Origin of the sequence: Noviherbaspirillum sp. (assembly GCF_035627455.1) — a bacterium.
In the GTDB taxonomy this organism is placed as follows: domain Bacteria; phylum Pseudomonadota; class Gammaproteobacteria; order Burkholderiales; family Burkholderiaceae_D; genus Noviherbaspirillum.
Map to the genome: position 1 here is coordinate 1 of NZ_DASPLS010000086.1, position 18343 is coordinate 18343.

At 62.2% G+C, this 18343-nt stretch carries 15 protein-coding genes; 4 read left to right on the forward strand and 11 right to left on the reverse strand.

The window, feature by feature from the left end; all coding sequences use genetic code 11:
* From VEC01_RS16550 to VEC01_RS16580, 7 genes are all read right to left on the reverse strand, one after another.
* On the reverse strand, nt 1-210 hold a 210-nt coding region (locus VEC01_RS16550; RefSeq protein WP_414691467.1), incomplete at its 3' end, for an ABC transporter permease subunit.
* Nucleotides 211-358: 148 nt separating this feature from the next.
* Nucleotides 359-1564: an ABC transporter substrate-binding protein gene (locus VEC01_RS16555; RefSeq protein WP_324902009.1), complete on the reverse strand. Its 1206-nt coding sequence runs from the start codon at nt 1562-1564 to the stop codon at nt 359-361.
* A gap of 38 nt (nt 1565-1602) precedes the next feature.
* A complete protein-coding gene (locus VEC01_RS16560; RefSeq protein ID WP_324902010.1) occupies nt 1603-2319 on the reverse strand; it encodes an ABC transporter ATP-binding protein in 717 nt (238 codons plus the stop codon).
* Nucleotides 2320-3090 carry an ABC transporter ATP-binding protein gene (locus VEC01_RS16565; RefSeq protein WP_324902011.1) on the reverse strand — a complete coding sequence of 257 codons (771 nt, stop codon included), beginning with the start codon at nt 3088-3090 and terminating at the stop codon, nt 2320-2322. It lies immediately after the preceding gene.
* Nucleotides 3091-3332: 242 nt separating this feature from the next.
* The gene (locus tag VEC01_RS16570; protein ID WP_324902012.1) at nt 3333-3956 is read right to left on the reverse strand and encodes an Rrf2 family transcriptional regulator; all 624 of its coding nucleotides are present in this window, start codon (nt 3954-3956) and stop codon (nt 3333-3335) included.
* Between the two features lie 226 nt (nt 3957-4182).
* Nucleotides 4183-5862 (reverse strand): GMC family oxidoreductase, encoded by a 1680-nt coding sequence (locus tag VEC01_RS16575; protein ID WP_324902013.1) that lies wholly within the window; start codon nt 5860-5862, stop codon nt 4183-4185.
* A 138-nt stretch (nt 5863-6000) separates the two neighbouring features.
* The gene (locus VEC01_RS16580; protein WP_324902014.1) at nt 6001-7509 is read right to left on the reverse strand and encodes a CoA-acylating methylmalonate-semialdehyde dehydrogenase; all 1509 of its coding nucleotides are present in this window, start codon (nt 7507-7509) and stop codon (nt 6001-6003) included.
* A 125-nt stretch (nt 7510-7634) separates the two neighbouring features.
* Here VEC01_RS16580 and VEC01_RS16585 point away from each other — a divergent pair, with 125 nt between their 5' ends.
* Both VEC01_RS16585 and VEC01_RS16590 read left to right on the forward strand, forming a co-directional pair.
* A complete protein-coding gene (locus VEC01_RS16585) occupies nt 7635-8510 on the forward strand; it encodes a LysR family transcriptional regulator (protein ID WP_324902015.1) in 876 nt (291 codons plus the stop codon).
* Between the two features lie 719 nt (nt 8511-9229).
* The gene (locus VEC01_RS16590; protein WP_324902108.1) at nt 9230-9997 is read left to right on the forward strand and encodes a 5'-methylthioadenosine/adenosylhomocysteine nucleosidase; all 768 of its coding nucleotides are present in this window, start codon (nt 9230-9232) and stop codon (nt 9995-9997) included.
* A gap of 3 nt (nt 9998-10000) precedes the next feature.
* Here the strand turns inward: VEC01_RS16590 and VEC01_RS16595 are convergent, their stop codons facing one another.
* The 3 genes from VEC01_RS16595 to putA all read right to left on the reverse strand — a co-directional run bounded on the left by VEC01_RS16595 (nt 10001) and on the right by putA (nt 16194).
* A complete protein-coding gene (locus VEC01_RS16595; RefSeq protein ID WP_324902016.1) occupies nt 10001-12013 on the reverse strand; it encodes an AsmA family protein in 2013 nt (670 codons plus the stop codon).
* Nucleotides 12014-12215: 202 nt separating this feature from the next.
* Complete coding sequence (locus VEC01_RS16600; RefSeq protein ID WP_324902017.1) at nt 12216-12506, reverse strand: hypothetical protein; 291 nt, start codon at nt 12504-12506, stop codon at nt 12216-12218.
* A 1-nt stretch (nt 12507) separates the two neighbouring features.
* Nucleotides 12508-16194, reverse strand: coding sequence for a trifunctional transcriptional regulator/proline dehydrogenase/L-glutamate gamma-semialdehyde dehydrogenase (gene putA / locus VEC01_RS16605; RefSeq protein ID WP_324902018.1), 3687 nt, complete (start codon nt 16192-16194; stop codon nt 12508-12510).
* A 146-nt stretch (nt 16195-16340) separates the two neighbouring features.
* Between putA and VEC01_RS16610 the strand changes: the two genes are divergently transcribed.
* A complete protein-coding gene (locus tag VEC01_RS16610; RefSeq protein ID WP_324902019.1) occupies nt 16341-16799 on the forward strand; it encodes an Lrp/AsnC ligand binding domain-containing protein in 459 nt (152 codons plus the stop codon).
* On the opposite strand, the gene VEC01_RS16615 is transcribed toward VEC01_RS16610, so the two are convergent.
* Nucleotides 16800-17756 (reverse strand): GlxA family transcriptional regulator, encoded by a 957-nt coding sequence (locus VEC01_RS16615; protein ID WP_324902020.1) that lies wholly within the window; start codon nt 17754-17756, stop codon nt 16800-16802.
* A gap of 76 nt (nt 17757-17832) precedes the next feature.
* Here VEC01_RS16615 and VEC01_RS16620 point away from each other — a divergent pair, with 76 nt between their 5' ends.
* Entirely contained in the window at nt 17833-18141 is a 309-nt protein-coding gene (locus tag VEC01_RS16620; protein ID WP_324902021.1) for a DUF1272 domain-containing protein, read from the forward strand.
* The last annotated feature ends 202 nt before the right edge of the window (nt 18142-18343 follow it).

Below are 18343 nucleotides of genomic sequence, written 5' to 3' on the forward strand. Positions count from 1 at the left end.
CACCCAGTAATTGATCTCGAAATAATTCAGTCCCATCCACGCGAAAAAGGCGCCCATCATGTACAGCGCGCCGTGCGCGAAGTTGATGACGTTGAGCAGGCCGAAGATGACTGCGAGGCCAAGCGAAAGCATCGCATAGAATGAACCGTTGACCAGGCCGAGCAGCAGTTGGCTCAGCATGGCCTGCAGGGGGACGCCGAATATTTCCATAGGCACAGTAAGAATAAGTTGCTGCTGAAAGAAAGGCGAAGCGCGGAGACGGACCGCGCTCGCCATTCCCCACCCGTCGCCGGGAAGGGAATGCTTGCTGCGATTGATGCGATCGGATGGCGGCGTGCGCCATCCGGGTCACGTCAAACTACTTCCACAAGGCGCACTTCGATTCGGCCTTGGTGGTCCACGCCTGCGCTGCGGGGATGGTCTGCACCACCTTGTAGTAGTCCCACGGATACTTCGACTCGGCCTGCTTCTTCACTTCCATCAGGTACATGTCGTGCACCATGCGGCCGTCCGGACGGATCTCGCCGTTCTTCGCGAAGAAGTCGCTGATCTTGGTCTTCTTCATCTGCGCCATCACCTTGTCGGCATCGTCGGTACCGGCGGCCTTCACCGCATTCAGGTAATGCACCGTTGCGGAATAGTCCGCTGCCTGCAGCATGGACGGCATCTTCTTCATTTTCTCGAAGTAGCGCTTGGACCACTTACGGGTGTCGTCATTCAGGTCCCAGTACCAGCCGTCGGTCAGGTACATGCCTTGCGTCAGGTTCAGACCGAGTGCGTGCACGTCGTTGATGAACATCAGCAGGCCGGCCAGCTTCATCGATTTGTTGATGCCGAACTCGTTGGCCGCCTTGATCGAGTTGACGGTATCGCCGCCGGCATTGGCCAGGCCGAGAATCTGCGCCTTGGACGACTGTGCCTGCAGCAGGAAGGACGAGAAGTCGGATGCCGACAGCGGATGCTTCACGCTGCCGACCACGTTGCCGCCGGCCGCTTTCACCACGTCGGCCGTGTCTTTCTCGAGGGATGCGCCGAACGCGTAGTCGGCGGTCAGGAAGTACCAGCTCTTGCCGCCCTGCTTCACGATTGCCGCCCCCGTGCCCTTGGCCAGCGCGACGGTGTCATACGCATAGTGCACCGTATACGGCGAGCACTCTTCATTGGTCAGGCGGGCGGATGCGGCGCCGATCGACATGAAGGGCTTCTTCTTTTCGGCGGCGACTTTTGCCATCGACAGGTTGGCGCCGGAGTTGGTGCCGCCCAGCAGCATGTCCAGGCCCTGCTGGTCGAACCATTCACGCGCCTTGGAGGCGGCGATGTCGGCCTTGTTCTGGTGGTCGGCATAGATGAACTCGACCTTCTTGCCGTTGATCGCGCCGCCCATGTCGGCGATCGCCATCCTCACCGCTTCGACGCCGCCCGGGCCGTCGATGTCGGCATACAGGCCGGACATGTCGGTAAGCAGGCCGATCTTGATCACATCGCCCGAAATCTGCGCGGACGCGTTTCCTGAAGCAAAGGCGCAGGTGGCGGATACTGCAAGTGCAATGGCTTTCAATTTCATTACGATCTCCTAGGTTACAGACCAACTTAGTGGCTTGCTTATACCCCGAGCAGCGAGTGCAGCACGGGCATCTTGTTATCCAGTTCGGACGCGGCAAAAGTCTCGACGATCTGACCGTGCTCCATCACATAGAAACGGTCGGCCAGCGGCGCGGCGAAACGGAAATTCTGCTCCACCATCACGATGGTGTAGCCCTTGGCCTTGAGCATGGTGATCATGCGCGCGAGCGCCTGCACGATCACCGGCGCCAGGCCTTCGGAAATCTCGTCGAGCAGCAGCAGGCGTGCGCCGGTGCGCAGGATGCGCGCCACTGCCAGCATCTGCTGCTCGCCGCCGGACAGGCGGGTACCCTGGCTGGCCTTGCGCTCGGCGAGATTGGGAAACATGTCGTAGATTTCCTCGACTGACATGCCGCGGTCGTTCTTTGACACTGCAGGCGGCAGCATCAAGTTTTCCTCGGCCGACAGCGACGAAAAAATACCTCGTTCCTCCGGGCAATAGCCGACGCCGAGATGGGCAATCCTGTGAGTGGGCATGGCAATCGCTTCCGTGCCGTTGATCTTGATGGAGCCCTTGCGCGCGCCGGTCAATCCCATGATCGCGCGCAGCGTCGTGGTGCGGCCGGCGCCGTTACGTCCGAGCAGCGTGACGACCTCGCCCTGGTTCACCGAGAAATTCACGTCATGCAGAATGTGCGACTCGCCGTACCAGGCGTGCAGGTTGGCGATTTCCAATGCCGCTGCTGATCCAGCCATTCAATGCGCTCCTTCCAGTGCGCCGGTGGTGGTGCCCATGTAGGCTTCCATCACCTGCGGGTTCTTCGATACTTCGTCATACGTGCCTTCGGCCAGCACTGCTCCGCGCTGCAGCACGGAGATGCGGTCGCTGATGCCGGCAATCACGCTCATGTTGTGTTCCACCATCAGGATAGTCCGTCCAGTGGATACTTTCTTGATCAACTCGGTGACGCGATGCACGTCTTCGTGCCCCATGCCCTGCGTCGGTTCATCGAGCAGCATCAGTTCCGGCTCCATCGCCAGCGTGGTCGCGATTTCGAGCGCGCGCTTGCGGCCGTAGGGCAGGTCCACCGTGATGGTGTCCGCAAATTTTTCCAGGTCGACCTCGGCCAGCAGCTGCATCGCGCGGTCATTGAGCGCATTGAGCTTCTTTTCGCTGGCCCAGAAATGGAAAGAATTGCCGAGCGGCCGCTGCAGCCCGATGCGCACATTCTGGAGTACCGAGAGGTGCGGAAACACCGCGGAAATCTGGAAGGAACGAATGATGCCTTGCCGCGCAATCTGCGCCGGCTTTGCCATCGTGATGTCCTTGCCATTGAAAAGTATCTGGCCCGACGTCGGCACCAGGAACTTGGTCAATAAATTAAAGCAAGTTGTCTTGCCGGCGCCGTTAGGGCCGATCAATGCATGTATATGCCCGCGCTGCACTTGCAGGCTGACATTGTTGACGGCAGTGAATCCCTTGAATTCCTTCGTCAGCTGCCGCGTCTCCAAAACCACATCCGCCATGGGTTCTCCCTGTTGACTGTAGAGGGAAAGCGCTTCGCGCTCCCTGCCGCCGCAAACCAAGTCTTGCGGCCAATAACCAAAGAACGTGCATTACGCTGATGCACAGTACACAGTACGACTAGGGGGGTGGCAATACAGCGGACTGCGCATCCGCCGATTGTTTGGCCTGCATCAATACATGACTCGCACGAATGGCAGGCACCCGCGCGATGTTAGCATGAAGAAAAAATAATTGCTTGTGGTTAAGTCAAGCCGCTGCAGCCCGGCGAAGATGGCGGGTGCAACGCTCGTGCACCACGTGGAGCAGGAAACCGGTCAGTACCGCTTTCGAAGTTTGCGCCAAGGTCCGCGCGCTCCTCCGAAAGTGCTGCAACGCTGCGCATCGCCTTCTCCTGCAACGATGCCGTGTACAGTTGCGCCGACTCGGCAATCTTCAGCCGGCCGAGATCGAAGCGCTGCAGATGCTGCAGCACGACCTGGTTGATCGCCATTGTTGCCTGCATCATCAACAGCTCGGCCGTCGATGTGCTGGCGTCAGGCTGCGCAACAGGGATGAAAGGTGCCGGCGTGTCTTTGTCTTCCACGGCCAGCGAATGATAGATGTCCGCAAGCGACACGGTGTGCGGCGGCCGGGTACAGATCCAGGTATCCGCACGGCGCGGATGCGGCTCGAGCAATCCGCCTGCGGCAAGCGCGCGCAACAGCTTGCGCAGATAGCGCAGCGACACATTCAGGGAATCCGACAGCTGTTGCGCGGTCGGCGGACACGATGCGTTGCAGACCAGTTGCGTCATCACCGCGAGCGCTGTCGACAGTTGCAGATGCAAGGTGGCGTTACCAAGGATGAATTCTTCGTGTCGGGACATGCGTTCACCTGCGCGCGGAGAGACATGGTCTGGCTCCTCCCGGTCCGTCCAGATGCGGGACGCGAAGAGTCCTGCACTCGACTGCAGCCTGGCAACGCATGCTCACGCCAGCAAAGCGACGCATGCGCAGGCCGGAAGGCAGACCACCAAAACCGCAGGTTAGTAGAATGTCATGTGACAAATCCAATGCTTTGTTGGCATTGAAGTATGCATTTAATGCATAAACCTATGCGGTTTCCGTAACCGGCAGCACCTCGCGCTGCACAACCTCGCCCGGCGCATTGCGCGCCGCGCGTATCCATGCTGCCGCCTTCTCGGCGATCATGATGGTGGGAGAATTGGTATTGCCGGAGGTGATAGTCGGCATCACCGACGCATCGACAACCCGCAAGCCCTTCACGCCGCGCACCTGCATCCGGCTGTCGACCACTGCGGACGGATCATCCGCGCGCCCCATCTTACAGGTGCCGACCGGATGGAAGATGGTGGTGCCGATATCGCCGGCCGCTTTCGCCAATTCCTCATCGGTGCGGTAATGCATGCCCGGCTTGAATTCTTCCGGCGCGTATTTCTTTAATGCCGGGGCCGCGACGATCTTGCGTGTCAGCGCCAGGGAATCCGCAGCGACCTTGCGGTCTTCCGGCGTGCTCAGGTAATTCGGCGTGATCTTGGGCGCGGCAAACGGATCGCCGGAGGCGATGCGCACATGGCCGCGCGCGGTAGGGCGCAGGTTGCACACGCTGGCGGTGAATGCTGGGAAGGGGTGCAGCGGCTCGCCGAACTTTTCCAGCGACAGGGGCTGTACGTGGTATTCGACATTCGCCGTTTGCTGCGACGGATCGGAGCGGGTAAACGCACCAAGCTGGGACGGCGCCATCGACATCGGTCCGCTGCGCGTGAACACGTACTGCATGCCGATCTGCATCTTTCCGAACCAGCTGTTGGCCATCGTGTTCAGCGTCCTGACGCCATGCACCTTGAATGCCATGCGCAATTGCAGGTGATCCTGCAGATTCTCGCCCACCCCCGGCAAGTCGACCACAACTGGCACGCCATGCTTTTGCAGCAGCGCCGCCGGCCCGATGCCGGACAGCTGCAGGATCTGCGGGGAGCCGATCGCGCCGGCCGTCGAGATCGTCTCGCGCGCTGCCTCGGCGAACCATTCGGTACCGCCGCCGGTGAATTCCACGCCCTTGCAGACCGGTCCTTGCGCCGACGCTTCGATCCGCAGCCGCTTCACATGGCAGCCGGTCATGATGTCGAGCTGGCCCTTGCGGCCTTCTGTGGATTTCAGGAATGCGCGGGCGGTATTCCAGCGCAAGCCTTTCTTCTGGTTCACGTCAAAATACCCGCAACCCTCGTTGTCGCCCCGGTTGAAATCGTCGGTCTTCGGAATCCCGCACTGCGCCGCCGCGTCGCGGAAGGCATCGAGGATTTCCCACGACAGCCTCTGCTTCTCGACCCGCCATTCGCCGCCCGCGCCGTGGAATTCGCTTGCTCCCAGGTGATGGTCTTCAGTCTTCTTGAACACCGGCAGCACATTGTCCCACCGCCAGCTGTCGTCGCCGGTCAGCATCGCCCACAGGTCGTAGTCGCGCGCCTGGCCGCGCATGTAGATCATCCCGTTGATCGACGAGCAGCCGCCCATCACCTTGCCACGCGGATAAATCAGGCTGCGGCCGTTCAGGCCGGCGTCGGCTTCGGTGCGGTACAGCCAGTCAGTGCGGGGATTGTTGATGCAGTAGAGATAGCCGACCGGAATATGGATCCAGAGATAATCGTCCTTGCGCCCCGCTTCAAGCAACAGCACGGAGACCCCGGCGTCCTGCGCCAGGCGGTTCGCCAGCACGCAGCCGGCAGTGCCGGCGCCGATGATGATGTAATCGTATTTACCTGCGGATTCCATGGGTTGTCCTTCTCTTCGTGTCGACCGAGCTTCATCTGCCACCGGCTAGCGGATGTCGATACGCCGGTCCTGGCTGGATCCCCGCCCGCGCGGGGATGACGACAGCGTCTCCAGGCGCCGCGCGCCTGGAAGCCGCCGTCACTTCGCGACCGGCATCGTGAACTCCGCGCCCTTCGCGATCGAATCCGGCCAGCGCTGCATCACCGACTTGTAGCGGGTGTAGAAACGGATGCCTTCCTCGCCGTACGCATGCAGGTCGCCGAACATCGAACGCTTCCAGCCGCCGAAGGAATGCCAGGCCATGGGCACCGGGATCGGCACATTGACGCCGACCATGCCCACTTCGATGCGGCGCGAAAATTCGCGCGCGGTATTGCCGTCCGCAGTGTACAGCGCTACGCCGTTGCCGTATTCATGCGCATTGATCAGTTCGACCGCCGACGCGAAGTCGGGCACCCGCACTACGCAAAGCACCGGTCCGAAAATCTCTTCCTTGTAGATCTTCATGTCCGGCGTCACATGGTCGAACAGGGAACCGCCGAGGAAGAAGCCGTTCTCGTGCCCCGCCACCTTCAGCCCGCGGCCGTCGACCACCAGCTTGGCGCCGGCGCGCACGCCGTCCTCGATATAGCCTTCGATCTTGTCCTTGTGCTGCGCGGTGACTACCGGGCCCATTTCCGCATCGGCTTCCATGCCGTTCTTGACCTTCAGTGCCTTCACCTGCGGGATCAGCGCTTCGACCAGCCTGTCCGCGACCGCGCCGACCGCGACCGCGACCGAGATCGCCATGCAGCGCTCGCCGGCGGAGCCGTAGGCCGCGCCGATCAGCGCGTCGACCGCCTGTTCGAGATTCGCATCCGGCATCACCACCAGATGGTTCTTCGCGCCGCCCAGCGCCTGCACCCGCATCGGATACCGGCCCTTGCGCTTGACGCCTTCGGTATAGATGTATTCCGCGATCGGGGTGGAGCCGACGAAGGAAATCGCGTTGACCTGCGGATGATGCAGCAGCGTGTCGACCGCTACCTTGTCGCCCTGCACCACGTTGAACACGCCATCCGGCAGGCCGGCGCGCTTGAACAGGTCGGCGATCATCAGCGACGGCGACGGGTCGCGTTCGGAGGGCTTCAGGATGAAGCTGTTGCCGGTGGCGATGGCGATCGGTGCCATCCACATCGGCACCATGAACGGGAAGTTGAATGGCGTAATCCCGGCGGTGACGCCGAGCGGCTGGCGCAGCTGCCAGTTGTCGATGCCGCCGCCGATGTTGTCGGTGAATTGCGTCTTCATGAGCTGCGTGATGCCGGTCGCGAATTCCACCACTTCCAGGCCGCGCACCACTTCGCCCTTCGCATCGGAAAACACCTTGCCGTGCTCGCGCGTGATCGCCGCGGCCAGGTCGTCATGGTGCTTCTCGATCAATTCCTTGAACTTCGACAGCACGCGTGCGCGCTTGAGCGGCGCGGTGTCGGCCCAGGCCGGCGCGGCGGCGCGCGCCACATCGACCGCGGCATTCACTTCCTCGACGCTGGCCAGCACCACTTCGGCGCTGACTTCACCGGTTGCGGGATTGTACACAGGCTGCTTGCGGCCGCTGGTCGATTCGACGACCTGGCCGCCGATGTAATGCTGGATGAGCTGCGTCATAAGAATTCCTTGGCAGTTTGACGATTTTAGACAGCATATCCTTGCCTTTGCGAGGAATCCAATGAGTTCTTATCAACTTCAATATTAGCAATGCTTATAATGAAAGACCTAACGGGGAGTACGCCATGGACCTGACCCAGCTGCGCGCTTTCGTGACCGTCGCGCGCGAAGGCAACCTGACGCGCGCGGCCGAACGGCTGCACCTGACCCAACCTGCGGTCAGCCTGCAGATCAAGGCATTGCAGGCCAGTCTTGACCTGGTGCTGTTTATCCGCACGCCGGCCGGCATGTCGCTGACCGACGACGGCGCCAAGCTGCTGCCGTACGCGGAACGGGTGATGTCAGCGCTGGCGGAACTGCGCGAAGGGGTGGCAGCGCTGCACACCACCCTGTCCGGTACCTTGTCGATCGGCACCATCCTCGATCCGGAATTCATCCGCCTCGGCGCGTTCCTGAAACGGCTGGTGGAAACCTATCCACAGCTGGCGACGCAATTACAACATGGCATGTCGGGCTGGGTGCTGCAGCAGGTAAAGGCGGGTGCCCTCGACGTCGGCTACTACCTCGGTACCCCCGGTCGCGAATTCCATCACCTGGCGCTGACCTCATTCACGTACAGCGTGGTGGCGCCGCAAGGCTGGCGCAACCGGGTGACAGGCAAGGACTGGGTGGCGCTGGCGAAGCTGCCCTGGATCTGGACGCCGCCGGAATCGGCGCACCACCGGTTGCTGACAAAAACCTTCGCCCAATACAAGGTCATGCCAAACAAGGTCGCGCTGGTCGACCAGGAACCCTCGATGCTCGACCTGGTGAAATCCGGCGTCGGCCTGTCGCTGGTGCGCGAGTCGATCGCGTTGCGCGAAGCCCATGCGCATGGCCTGGTGATCGCCGACACCGTCAGCCTGTCGACCGAACTGTCCTTCATTGCACTGGCCAAGCGCAGGAACGAGCCGACAATTGCTGCCGTGTTTTCATTAATGCAATCTTTGTGGCATGGATGAACAGCAGCCTGTGGATAAGTCCCGGGATAACGCGTGATTTGTTTGGGAGTAAACACCGATCGCTGTGCACAGGCGTTTCTTATCCAAGATCTTTCCTTGCAGCATACAGTGCTTATTCAGGTGTTATCCCGCGGCTAACTGCTTGATCAGATTAACGTTTACCCGCTTATCCACGTAAACCGTACGACGTTAACTCTTACTACTATCCATATATATAAACCCTAGATCAAAAACCGGAAAACCTTCGGCGTCGCATACGGCGCTGCCGCGCCTGTCTCTGCCGGTTAAAAAAAAGGAAATGGTTTGACTGACCGGTTTCGAAAAAAACGTCGGCCGATTCTGGACATTCTGACAAGCCGCTGTTGGAAAGCCGCGACAGCCTATGTGGATAACTCGTTGGATAGCAGCTTGAATAGTTGGGGAAAAGGCAGGCAGATGTTCACAGCCCGCTTTTTATTCAAAAACTGTCCTTTTCGCATACACCCGTTATCCCGCTTTTTATACAGGCCTTAAGCGATTGATTCTTTATTGGTTTACCGGGTTATCCACAGAAAACGGCAGTTGTTAACACTACTACCAATCTTATATATCAAACCCAATATAAAAAACCCCGCAAACCTTATCCGTCGCAGTTGCACCAAGGTATCGAAAGGCAATACGCTATCGGTGATGCCCGCTTTACCGGCAGGTTTTTTGATCTTCTCAAAGAAATATTGTCGATGTCTCAACAAATCACCCGTCTCGGGCTCGTCAGCGCACTGCACCAGGAACAAGCCGGCCTCATTGAAGCCATGCAAGGCAAGCAAACAGTTACACGCGGCATGCGCGACTACGTATGCGGCAGCTTGTGGGGGATCGAGACCGTATGCGTGCTGTCACGGATCGGCAAGGTCGCCGCTGCGGCAACGGTGGCCACTTTGATTGAACGCTTCGGGGTTTCGCATATCGTGTTTACCGGCGTTGCCGGGGCTGTGGACAGCGATGTGCAGATTGGGGATATCGTAGTCGCCGATGCGCTGGTGCAGCATGACATTGATGCAACACCGCTTTTTCCACGCCATGAAGTACCCTTGCTCGGGCAGTCGCATTTCGCCACCGACGTTCACCTGACCGAGATGCTGGCCGGCGCCGCAAACGACTTCCTCGGGCACGACCTGGATGCCAGCGTGCCGGCGCAGGACAGGGATCGCTTCCGCCTGTCGTCACCGCGCGTCTATCGCGGCTTGATTGCCAGCGGCGACCAGTTCATCCACACTGCGCAGCGGCACCGGGAGTTGAAGGCGGCATTCCCGGGATTGCTTGCGGTGGAAATGGAAGGCGCGGCGGTCGCTCAGGTGTGTTTCGAGTTCGGCATGCCGTTCTCGGTGATCCGCACCATCTCGGACGGCGCAAACGAAGCGTCGCCGCACGATTTCATGCAATTCATCGACGGCGTCGCGGCGCGCTATGCGTTCGGCACCGTCAAGCGGCTGTGCGCGGCCCGCTGACGCTTATTTTCCGCTGGTATTGTTCTGGTTTTTTCCGGCCGTGACCGCCGGTTTTTCGCTGAACTGGGCCAGCAGCGTGCCGCATTCGCTTTTCTCGCCCGGTCCGACATTGACCAGAGGGAGCAGCGCGGCGGCCACCGGCGCGAGCGCGCCGAGCGCAATCGCGCTGCCGGCCTTGGCCGCCAGCACGCCCTTGTCCACTTCCACGTCGGGTTTCTTGAACGGACCGTTCACGTACAGCGGCGCACGCAGCGAGATCAGGCGCACGCCCTTGCTTTCGGGCAGGACCGTCAACGCCAGCTTTTCCTGCTCCAGGTTGATGTTGCCGTTCACATAAATCGTCGCATCCTCAGTATCGACCACGAACGCGCGGCTCTGCATCACGCCTTTCTTCACCTCGAAATCGGCCACCGCGCAATTGAGCTGGACCTGCTTGTCGCCGAACAGCTGGGTGACGACGACACTGCCGATGTTCAAGCCCATCGCTTCGAGCACGAACTTGCTGATCGTGCCCTGGTTGATCACTGCGCGGATCTCGCCGGTCGATGCACCGAGCAAGGCTGCCGGCGAATCGCCGGACGCGGTGAGAGCCGCATCGCCATTGATTTCGCCGAGGCTGGTGCGCATCACGTCTAAGGTCGGGAACAGGTCCTTGAGCTTCAGGTGACGCGCGGAGAGCTTCATCTCCGCCTTGACCGGATTCGACTTGCCGTCGAGCCGGATGGTTGACACCAGGCTGCCGCCGGCCACACCGAACTTCAGCGGCGCCAGCGACAGCACGCCGTCATCCAGCTTCACGCGGGTGACCAGATTGTTGATCGGCAGTTCTTCCTTGCGCACGATCTTGTTGCCGGTGAATTGCACATCGGTGTCGATGCTGGTCCAGCGGTCGGTCTTGAATTTCTCGACCGGCAAGACCTTGTTTTCCGGTTGCACCGTCTTCACGCCGCGTTCCTCCCGGCTCTTGGCGGAATCGGCACCGATCAGCGGCGCCAGGTCGACGAAACTCAGGTAGTTCGACACCACCGTGCCTTCCAGCAGCGGGCGCGGTTCGCGGGCCTGATAGCGAAGGGAGCCGCGCAAGTCGCTGCCGCCCATCTTCCCGCTGAATTTTTCATAGGTCCAGTCGCCGCCCGCCGCACCCGGCTTGCCGATCAGGCGGCCTTCGGTGGAGAACGGCCGGGTTTCCGGCAGCACCACGCCGGTCAGCGGATAGAGATGCGCCATGCTGACGCCGGAAACCTTCAGCTTCAGGTCCAGCGCGGCCAGGTTGCGCGGGTCGGTCAGGATGCCGCTGACGCTGACCGCGGTCTTCCCGACGCGCAGGTCGGCGTCAATGGGGAAATCGGTATGCTTCTTTTGCAGCGACAGCACGGCGCCGGCGCGGCCGTTGCCCGTCACCTGCTCGCCGTTCAGGGTGCCGCCAACGCGCCAGCCGATCCGGTAATCGCCGTTGCCCTGCCCCAGTGTATCGATGTCGGCTTTCAGGTTCGCGCGCTTGATCGCATCCTCGAGCTGCAGCGTGCCCTTGTTGAGCACGAGCTGCTGCACGTCGAGCGTCCATTCCGACTTCTTTTCCGAATCGGACTGAAACGTCCAGTTGTTGCGGCCGTCCTTCTGGCGCTCGAGCGCGACGCGCGGGGCATCCAGCGCCAGCGATGCGATGGCGATGCGTTTTTGCAGAAGCGGCAGCGGACTGATGGAAACGGTGACCTGTTCGGCCTCGGCCATTTGCGCGTGCTTTGCCCATTCCGGATTGCCGAACACGACATCCCGCGCATTCAGCCGTGGCCACGGAATCCAGGCGCGCCAGCCGGTTTCACCCTCCGGCGCATGCCAGGTCAGGGACAGGTCGCCGTTGATCGCGAACGGGCGCCCGGTCGCTTCGCTGACACGGTTGTTAATCCAGGGTTTGACGCGGTTCCAGTCGAACGCCGCGAGTACCGCCACCAGGATGGCGATCAGCAGCACGATGCTGCCGGCGCTCCATGCCGCGATTTTTGATGCACGGGCCATGTCGGTAAGACTTGGCCTTCATGCAAGAGTTCAGGCTGCGCAATCCGCTATCCGAAATTCTTGCGAGCTGCGTCAAGGCGCAGCTCTGTGGTGCTGTTACGCGCTGTTACGAGCGTAACAGCGAAGGCAGGGAGCGCAGCTTCGGCATGCGCGACTCCCCCAGCCTTCGGCTGCGAGCCGGAATTCCAGTGGGACTTGCGCCTTAGTGCCGTACCGCGAGCAACGCCGCAAACAGGTCGGCCAGCGTCATGCGGTCCGGCGCCGCCGCCAGCCCCCAGTAGCCCTGCATCGCCGGATCCGGACGCAGCATGCCGCTTTGCCACAGCTTGCGGCAGACCTGTTCGACCTCCGGCGCGGGATGGCTGGCAACCGCTTCCAGCTGCGCCATGCTTACCGTGCGCGGCGCCTGGCGCAGCAGCTCGGCGAGCACGCAGGAGGCCACGCACAGCTGGTCATGCAGCAGGGCATTGTCCAGCTCGATGCCCCCCGTCATGTCAGCCGCCCAGCGTCATCAGGCTCGCATTGCCGCCCGCGGCCGTGGTATTGACGCAGACCGCGCGCTCTGCAACCAGCCGCCACAGCGGAATCGCTCCGCTGTCGCTCGTCGTGATGACCTGCACCAGCGCGCCGCTGCGCGCTGCCAGCCGCTGCGCCAGTTCCGGCGCCTGCTCTTCATCGGCCAGCGCCATCTGCAGCGAGCGGGACGCCAGTTCCTTTTCCTCGATCGTCGCGATCGCCTCGCGTACCGCGGCCGGCAGCCCGGGCGGCAGCGAAGCGGCGGTCAGCGTTGTCATCGCCGCGATATTGCCGGTGGCAAAGCAGGCGGCCAGCTGGTTCAGCAACACCTCGACCCGGGATGCAACGCACAGCACGACGCCGCGCGGCGCGAAACGCAGCGTATTGCGTTCGCCGGTCGGGCCGGGCAATACCTGCGCGGTATTCAGCAGGCTTGCGTGCACATAGTTCTCGCCGAGCGACGCCACGCGCGCATGGCCATGCATGCCGGCCCAGGTCATCAGCGCGTCGAAAGCAGGCAGCACCGCATGCTGTTCGGCATGGATGGTATGCGCGGCACGGGTGACGACCGCATTGCGCTGCAGGCGCTTCAGGTAGAGCGGCCCGCCTGCCTTCGGTCCGGTGCCGGACTTGCCTTCGCCGCCGAACGGCTGCACGCCGACCACCGCGCCGACGATGTTGCGGTTGACGTAGATGTTGCCCACATGCGCGCGCGCGGTGATGAAGTCGATTGTCTCGTCAATCCGCGAATGGACGCCCAGCGTGAGGCCGTAGCCGGTCGCATTGATCGCATCGACCAGCTGCGCCAGGTCTTCACGCCGGTAGCGCAGCACATGCAGCACCGGCCCGAACACTTCGCGCTGCAGCTGCGCGATCGATTCGATTTCGATCACCGTCGGCGGCACATAAGTGCCGTGCTCGCAGCCCGCCGGCAAAGGCAGCTGGAATACCTTGTCCGTCTGCGCCTTCATGCGCTCGATATGGCCCAGCAGGTTCTGCTGCGCCTCGGCATCGATCACCGGGCCGACGTCGATCGAGAGCTGGTCGGGATTGCCGATGCGCAGTTCCTGCATCGCACCCTTGAGCATCCTGATTGTCTTGTCGGCGATATCTTCTTGCAGGCACAGCACGCGCAACGCGGAACAGCGCTGGCCCGCGCTGTCGAATGCCGAGCTCAGCACATCCTGCACCACCTGTTCCGGCAACGCGCTGGAATCGACGATCATTGCATTTTGTCCGCCGGTTTCGGCGATCAGCGGGATCTCGCGCTTTTCCGCGATCGCGCGTTTCGCCAGGGTGCGGTTGATCAGTTGCGCGACCTCGGTCGAGCCGGTGAAGATCACGCCGCACACCCGCGCATCGGCGGTGAGCTTCGCGCCGACGGTTTCGCCGGTGCCCGGCAGGAATTGCAGCGCGCCGCGCGGCACGCCGGCTTCATGCAGCAATTGCACCGCGCGCGCGGCGATCAGCGGCGTCTGTTCCGCCGGCTTGGCAAGGACCACATTGCCTGCGGCCAGCGCCGCGCTCACTTCGCCGACAAAAATCGCCAGCGGGAAATTCCAGGGACTGATGCATACCACCGGACCCAAGGTCTGCGCGTCCGGGCCAGCCTGTACCTGCGCGGCGTAATAGCGCAGGAAATCCACCGCTTCCCGCACTTCGGCAATCGCATTCGGCAGCGTCTTGCCAGCTTCGCGGATGGTCAGCGCCATCAGTTCCGGCAGGTGCTGTTCCAAGAGGTCGGCGCCGCGCGCCAGTGCTGCCGCCCGGGCAGCCGGCGGCGTGTTCTGCCAGTTGGGCGCATACGCGGATGCGGCGGCGAGCGCGCTCTCCACATCTTCGGCGCCGGCTTCGATAACCGTGCCGACCAGATCGCGGCGATCGGCCGGATTGCGGATCTCGGCAGCCTTGGCCGCGATCACGGTGCTGCCGGCCAGCAGCGGCGCGGCCTGCCACTGCCTGCTGGCGAGCGACTGGAATTGCGCGTCGAGTTCGCGCAGCGTGTTTTCATTGGCGAGGTCGACGCCGGCCGAGTTCTCGCGTTCGGCGCCGAACATGTGGCGCGGCAGCGGGATGTTCGGATGCGGTTCGCCGCCCAGTTTCTTGGCCACCGCCAGCGGGTCGGCGACCAGCGCATCGATCGGCACGTTTTCGTCGACGATCTGGTTGACGAAGGAGGAATTAGCGCCGTTCTCGAGCAGGCGGCGTACCAGGTAGGCAAGCAGGGTTTCATGCGAACCGACCGGCGCATAGATGCGGCAGGGCTTGCCGAGCTTGTCGGCGCCCACAACCTGGTCGTACAGGGTTTCACCCATGCCGTGCAGGCACTGGAATTCATAGTCGGTCACGCCGTGCACCTTGGCCCAGCTGTAGATCGATGCGAGGGTGTGCGCATTGTGGGTCGCGAACTGCGGATAGATCACGTCGGTCGCCGCCAGCAGCTTTTGCGCGCAGGCGAGGTAGGACACGTCGGTGTAGACCTTGCGCGTATACACAGGATAGCCCGGCATGCCGTCCACCTGCGCGCGCTTGATTTCCGCATCCCAGTACGCGCCCTTGACCAGACGCACCATGAACTTGCGATTGCTGCGGTGCGCGAGGTCGACCAGGTAATCGATGACGAACGGGCAGCGCTTCTGGTAAGCCTGCACCACGAAGCCGATGCCGTTAAAGCCGGCCAGCTCGGGATCGAAGGCCATCGCTTCCATCAGGTCGAGCGAGAGTTCCAGCCGGTCGGCTTCTTCCGCGTCGATATTCAGGCCGATGTCGTACTGCTTTGCCAGCAGCACCAGCTGCTTGACGCGCGGCAGCAGTTCTTCCATCGTGCGCTTGCGCTGCGCGCGCGAATAACGCGGATGCAGCGCCGACAGCTTCACCGAAATGCCCGGACCGTCCTTGATGCCGCGGCCGCTCGATGCGGCGCCGATCGCATGGATCGCGGCCTCATAGGCCGCGTAGTACTTCGCCGCATCTTCCTCGGTCAGCGCCGCCTCGCCCAGCATGTCGTACGAATAGCGGTAGCCGCGCGCCTCGTTGCTGCGGCTGTTGTCGAGCGCTTCGGCGATCGTCTGCCCGGTCACGAACTGGTTGCCCAGCATCCGCATCGCCAGGTCCACGCCCTTGCGGATCAGCGGTTCGCCGCCTTTGGCGATCAGGCGCGTGAGCGCCGAGCCGAGCCCTTGCTCGCTGTTGGTGCCGACCAGCTTGCCAGTGATCAGCAAGCCCCAGGTGGCCGCATTGACAAACAGCGACGGCGATTCGCCCAGATGCTTGCGCCAGTCGCCCTTGCTGATCTTGTCGGCGATCAGGCGGTCGGCGGTCTGGTGGTCCGGAATGCGCAGCAGCGCCTCGGCCAGGCACATCAGCGCCACGCCTTCCTCGGACGACAGTGAAAATTCATGCATCAGCGCATCGACGCCGGAGGCACGGGTGCGCTTTTCGCGCACCGCCTGCACCAGGCTCCGCGCCAGGCTCTGCGCCTGCTCGTGCGCGGCGGCATGCGGCTTGATCTGGGACAACAGCCATTGCACCGCTTCGGTTTCATCGCGGCGATAGGCGGAAGTGATGGCGGCACGCAACGGCGTCGGCTTGTGGTCGACGTCGGCATGCAATGCGCTGAACGGGGTCGTTGCAGCGGCGGAAAATTCACGGGTAGCGGTCAGCATGACAAAAAGGGATTACTCATTGAAAAAATGATGTTCCGATTGTAGTGAGGTTCTTTATGGATTAATTCTGGAATTACAGGTTGGTATCAAAATTTTGTATTTTGTGGGACAATCGCGCCGAACAAAATTCTCATCCGTCAGACGCCATGCTTGACAAAATCAGCAAGAAAATCCTTTCCGAACTGCAGAACGACGGCCGTATCAGCAATGTCGAGCTGGCTTCCCGCGTGAACCTGTCGCCGGCCGCCTGCCTGGAGCGGGTGCGCAAGCTGCAGGAAGCCGGCTACATCCTCGGCTACTCGGCGACGCTGAACCCGCAATTGCTCGATGTGTCCCTGCTGGTGTTCATCGAAGTGGTGCTCGATCGCACCACGCCCGAAGTGTTCGAGGCGTTCAAGCGCAGCGTGCAGGTCATTCCGGAAGTGCAGGAATGCCACATGGTCGCGGGCGGCTTCGATTACCTGGTCAAGGCGCGCGTGAAGGACATGAACGCCTACCGCGAATTCCTCGGCAAGTCGCTGCTGCAGTTGAAGGGGGTGCGTGAGACGCACACCTATGCAGTGATGGAAGAAGTGAAGAACACCACCAAGCTGCCGATCAGGTAATCAGGCGCGCGTCTGCCGGAACAGCCGCGGCGTCACGCCGTAGCGGCGCTCGAATGCCTTCGACAGCGGCGCCGTGCCGGAAAAGCCGGTCTGCGCGGCGATCTCCTTCAAGCTTTTTCCCGTTACCAGCAGCTGCCGCACGCGGTCCAGCCGCAGCACTTCCACGAAGCGCGCGGGCGTCTGGCCCATTTCGGCGCTGAACTTGCGGTAGAAACTGCGCTCCGACATCGCCATGTGCGCCGCCAGCTGCGGCACGTCGAGCGGTTCATGCAGGTGCGCGCCCATCCACTCGACCAGCGCGGCGAACGGCGTGCCGGCCCTCGCCTGCGCCTGCAGTACCGGACTGAATTGCGACTGGTAACCGGGCCGGCGCGCATACAGCACGAGACGCTCCGCGATGCGTTGCGCGACCGCCTTGCCGAGATCACGCTCGACCATCGCCAGACACATGTCGATGCCGGTCGTGACGCCTGCCGAGGTCCACACCCGGCCGTCTTCCACATACAGCGAATCGGCATCCACCTCAAGGTCAGGATAGGAATCCGCCAGCCGGGCACAGGCCGACCAATGGGTTGCCACCCGCCTTCCGGCGACCACGCCGAGCGGCGCGAGCAGGAATACCCCGGTGCAGATGGAGCCGATACGCGAGGCCGCCCGGCCTGCCTGCGTCACCCAGCGTGCCACCGCCCAGTCCTGCGCCAGCCGCTGCAGAGCAGCCTCGTCGCCACCGGCCACCAGCAGGATGTCGATGGAACCGGGCGCCACGCCCGCCAGCGGCTGCGACGCTACCTGCACTGCACTGCTGCTGCCGACGCAACCGCCATTCGCCGACACGATGCGGACATCGTAGTACGGCGAGGCGCAGCAATCGTTGGCCGCCGCGAATACGGCGGCCGGTCCGGTCACGTCCAGGATCTGGACACCGTCGAACACGAAAATGGCAAGCGTGACGCGCATTGGCAGAATTTATCTTCTTTCTGTCATTCCCGCCACGCCGACGCTGCCTACAATGCAGGAAAGAAAGGAGAACCCGATGCTCGAACTCAGGCCCACCTGCGAACACTGCAACGCGGCGCTGCCGCCGGATTCCACCGACGCGATGATCTGCAGCTTCGAATGCACCTTTTGCCGCGACTGCGTGCATACCGTCCTCGGCAATGTCTGCCCGAACTGCGGGGGCGGCTTTGCACCGCGGCCGGTCCGCCCGCAGGCCGACCTGAAGAATGGAAACTGCCTTGCGCGATATCCCGCCGGAAGCCGCACCGTTCACAAGCCGGTCGATCCGCAGGCGCACCGCATGTTTGCTGAAAGGATCGCGGCGGTTCCGCCGGAGCGCCGCTAGCGGCGCGCGCGGTTCATCCTTAACTGCTGGCGCTGCTCGTAATTTCTGTTTGACACGTTAAACCGATACCTGAAGGGGCGGCCGCTTTGCCTGATGCGATTTGATTCTTTAGTAGAACGCTGAGCAATACGGGCGGTCACGCGTCCACGCTGCTTTCCGCCAGAACCTTGGTGACCGGCACCAGTCGAACCAGGCAGGCGGC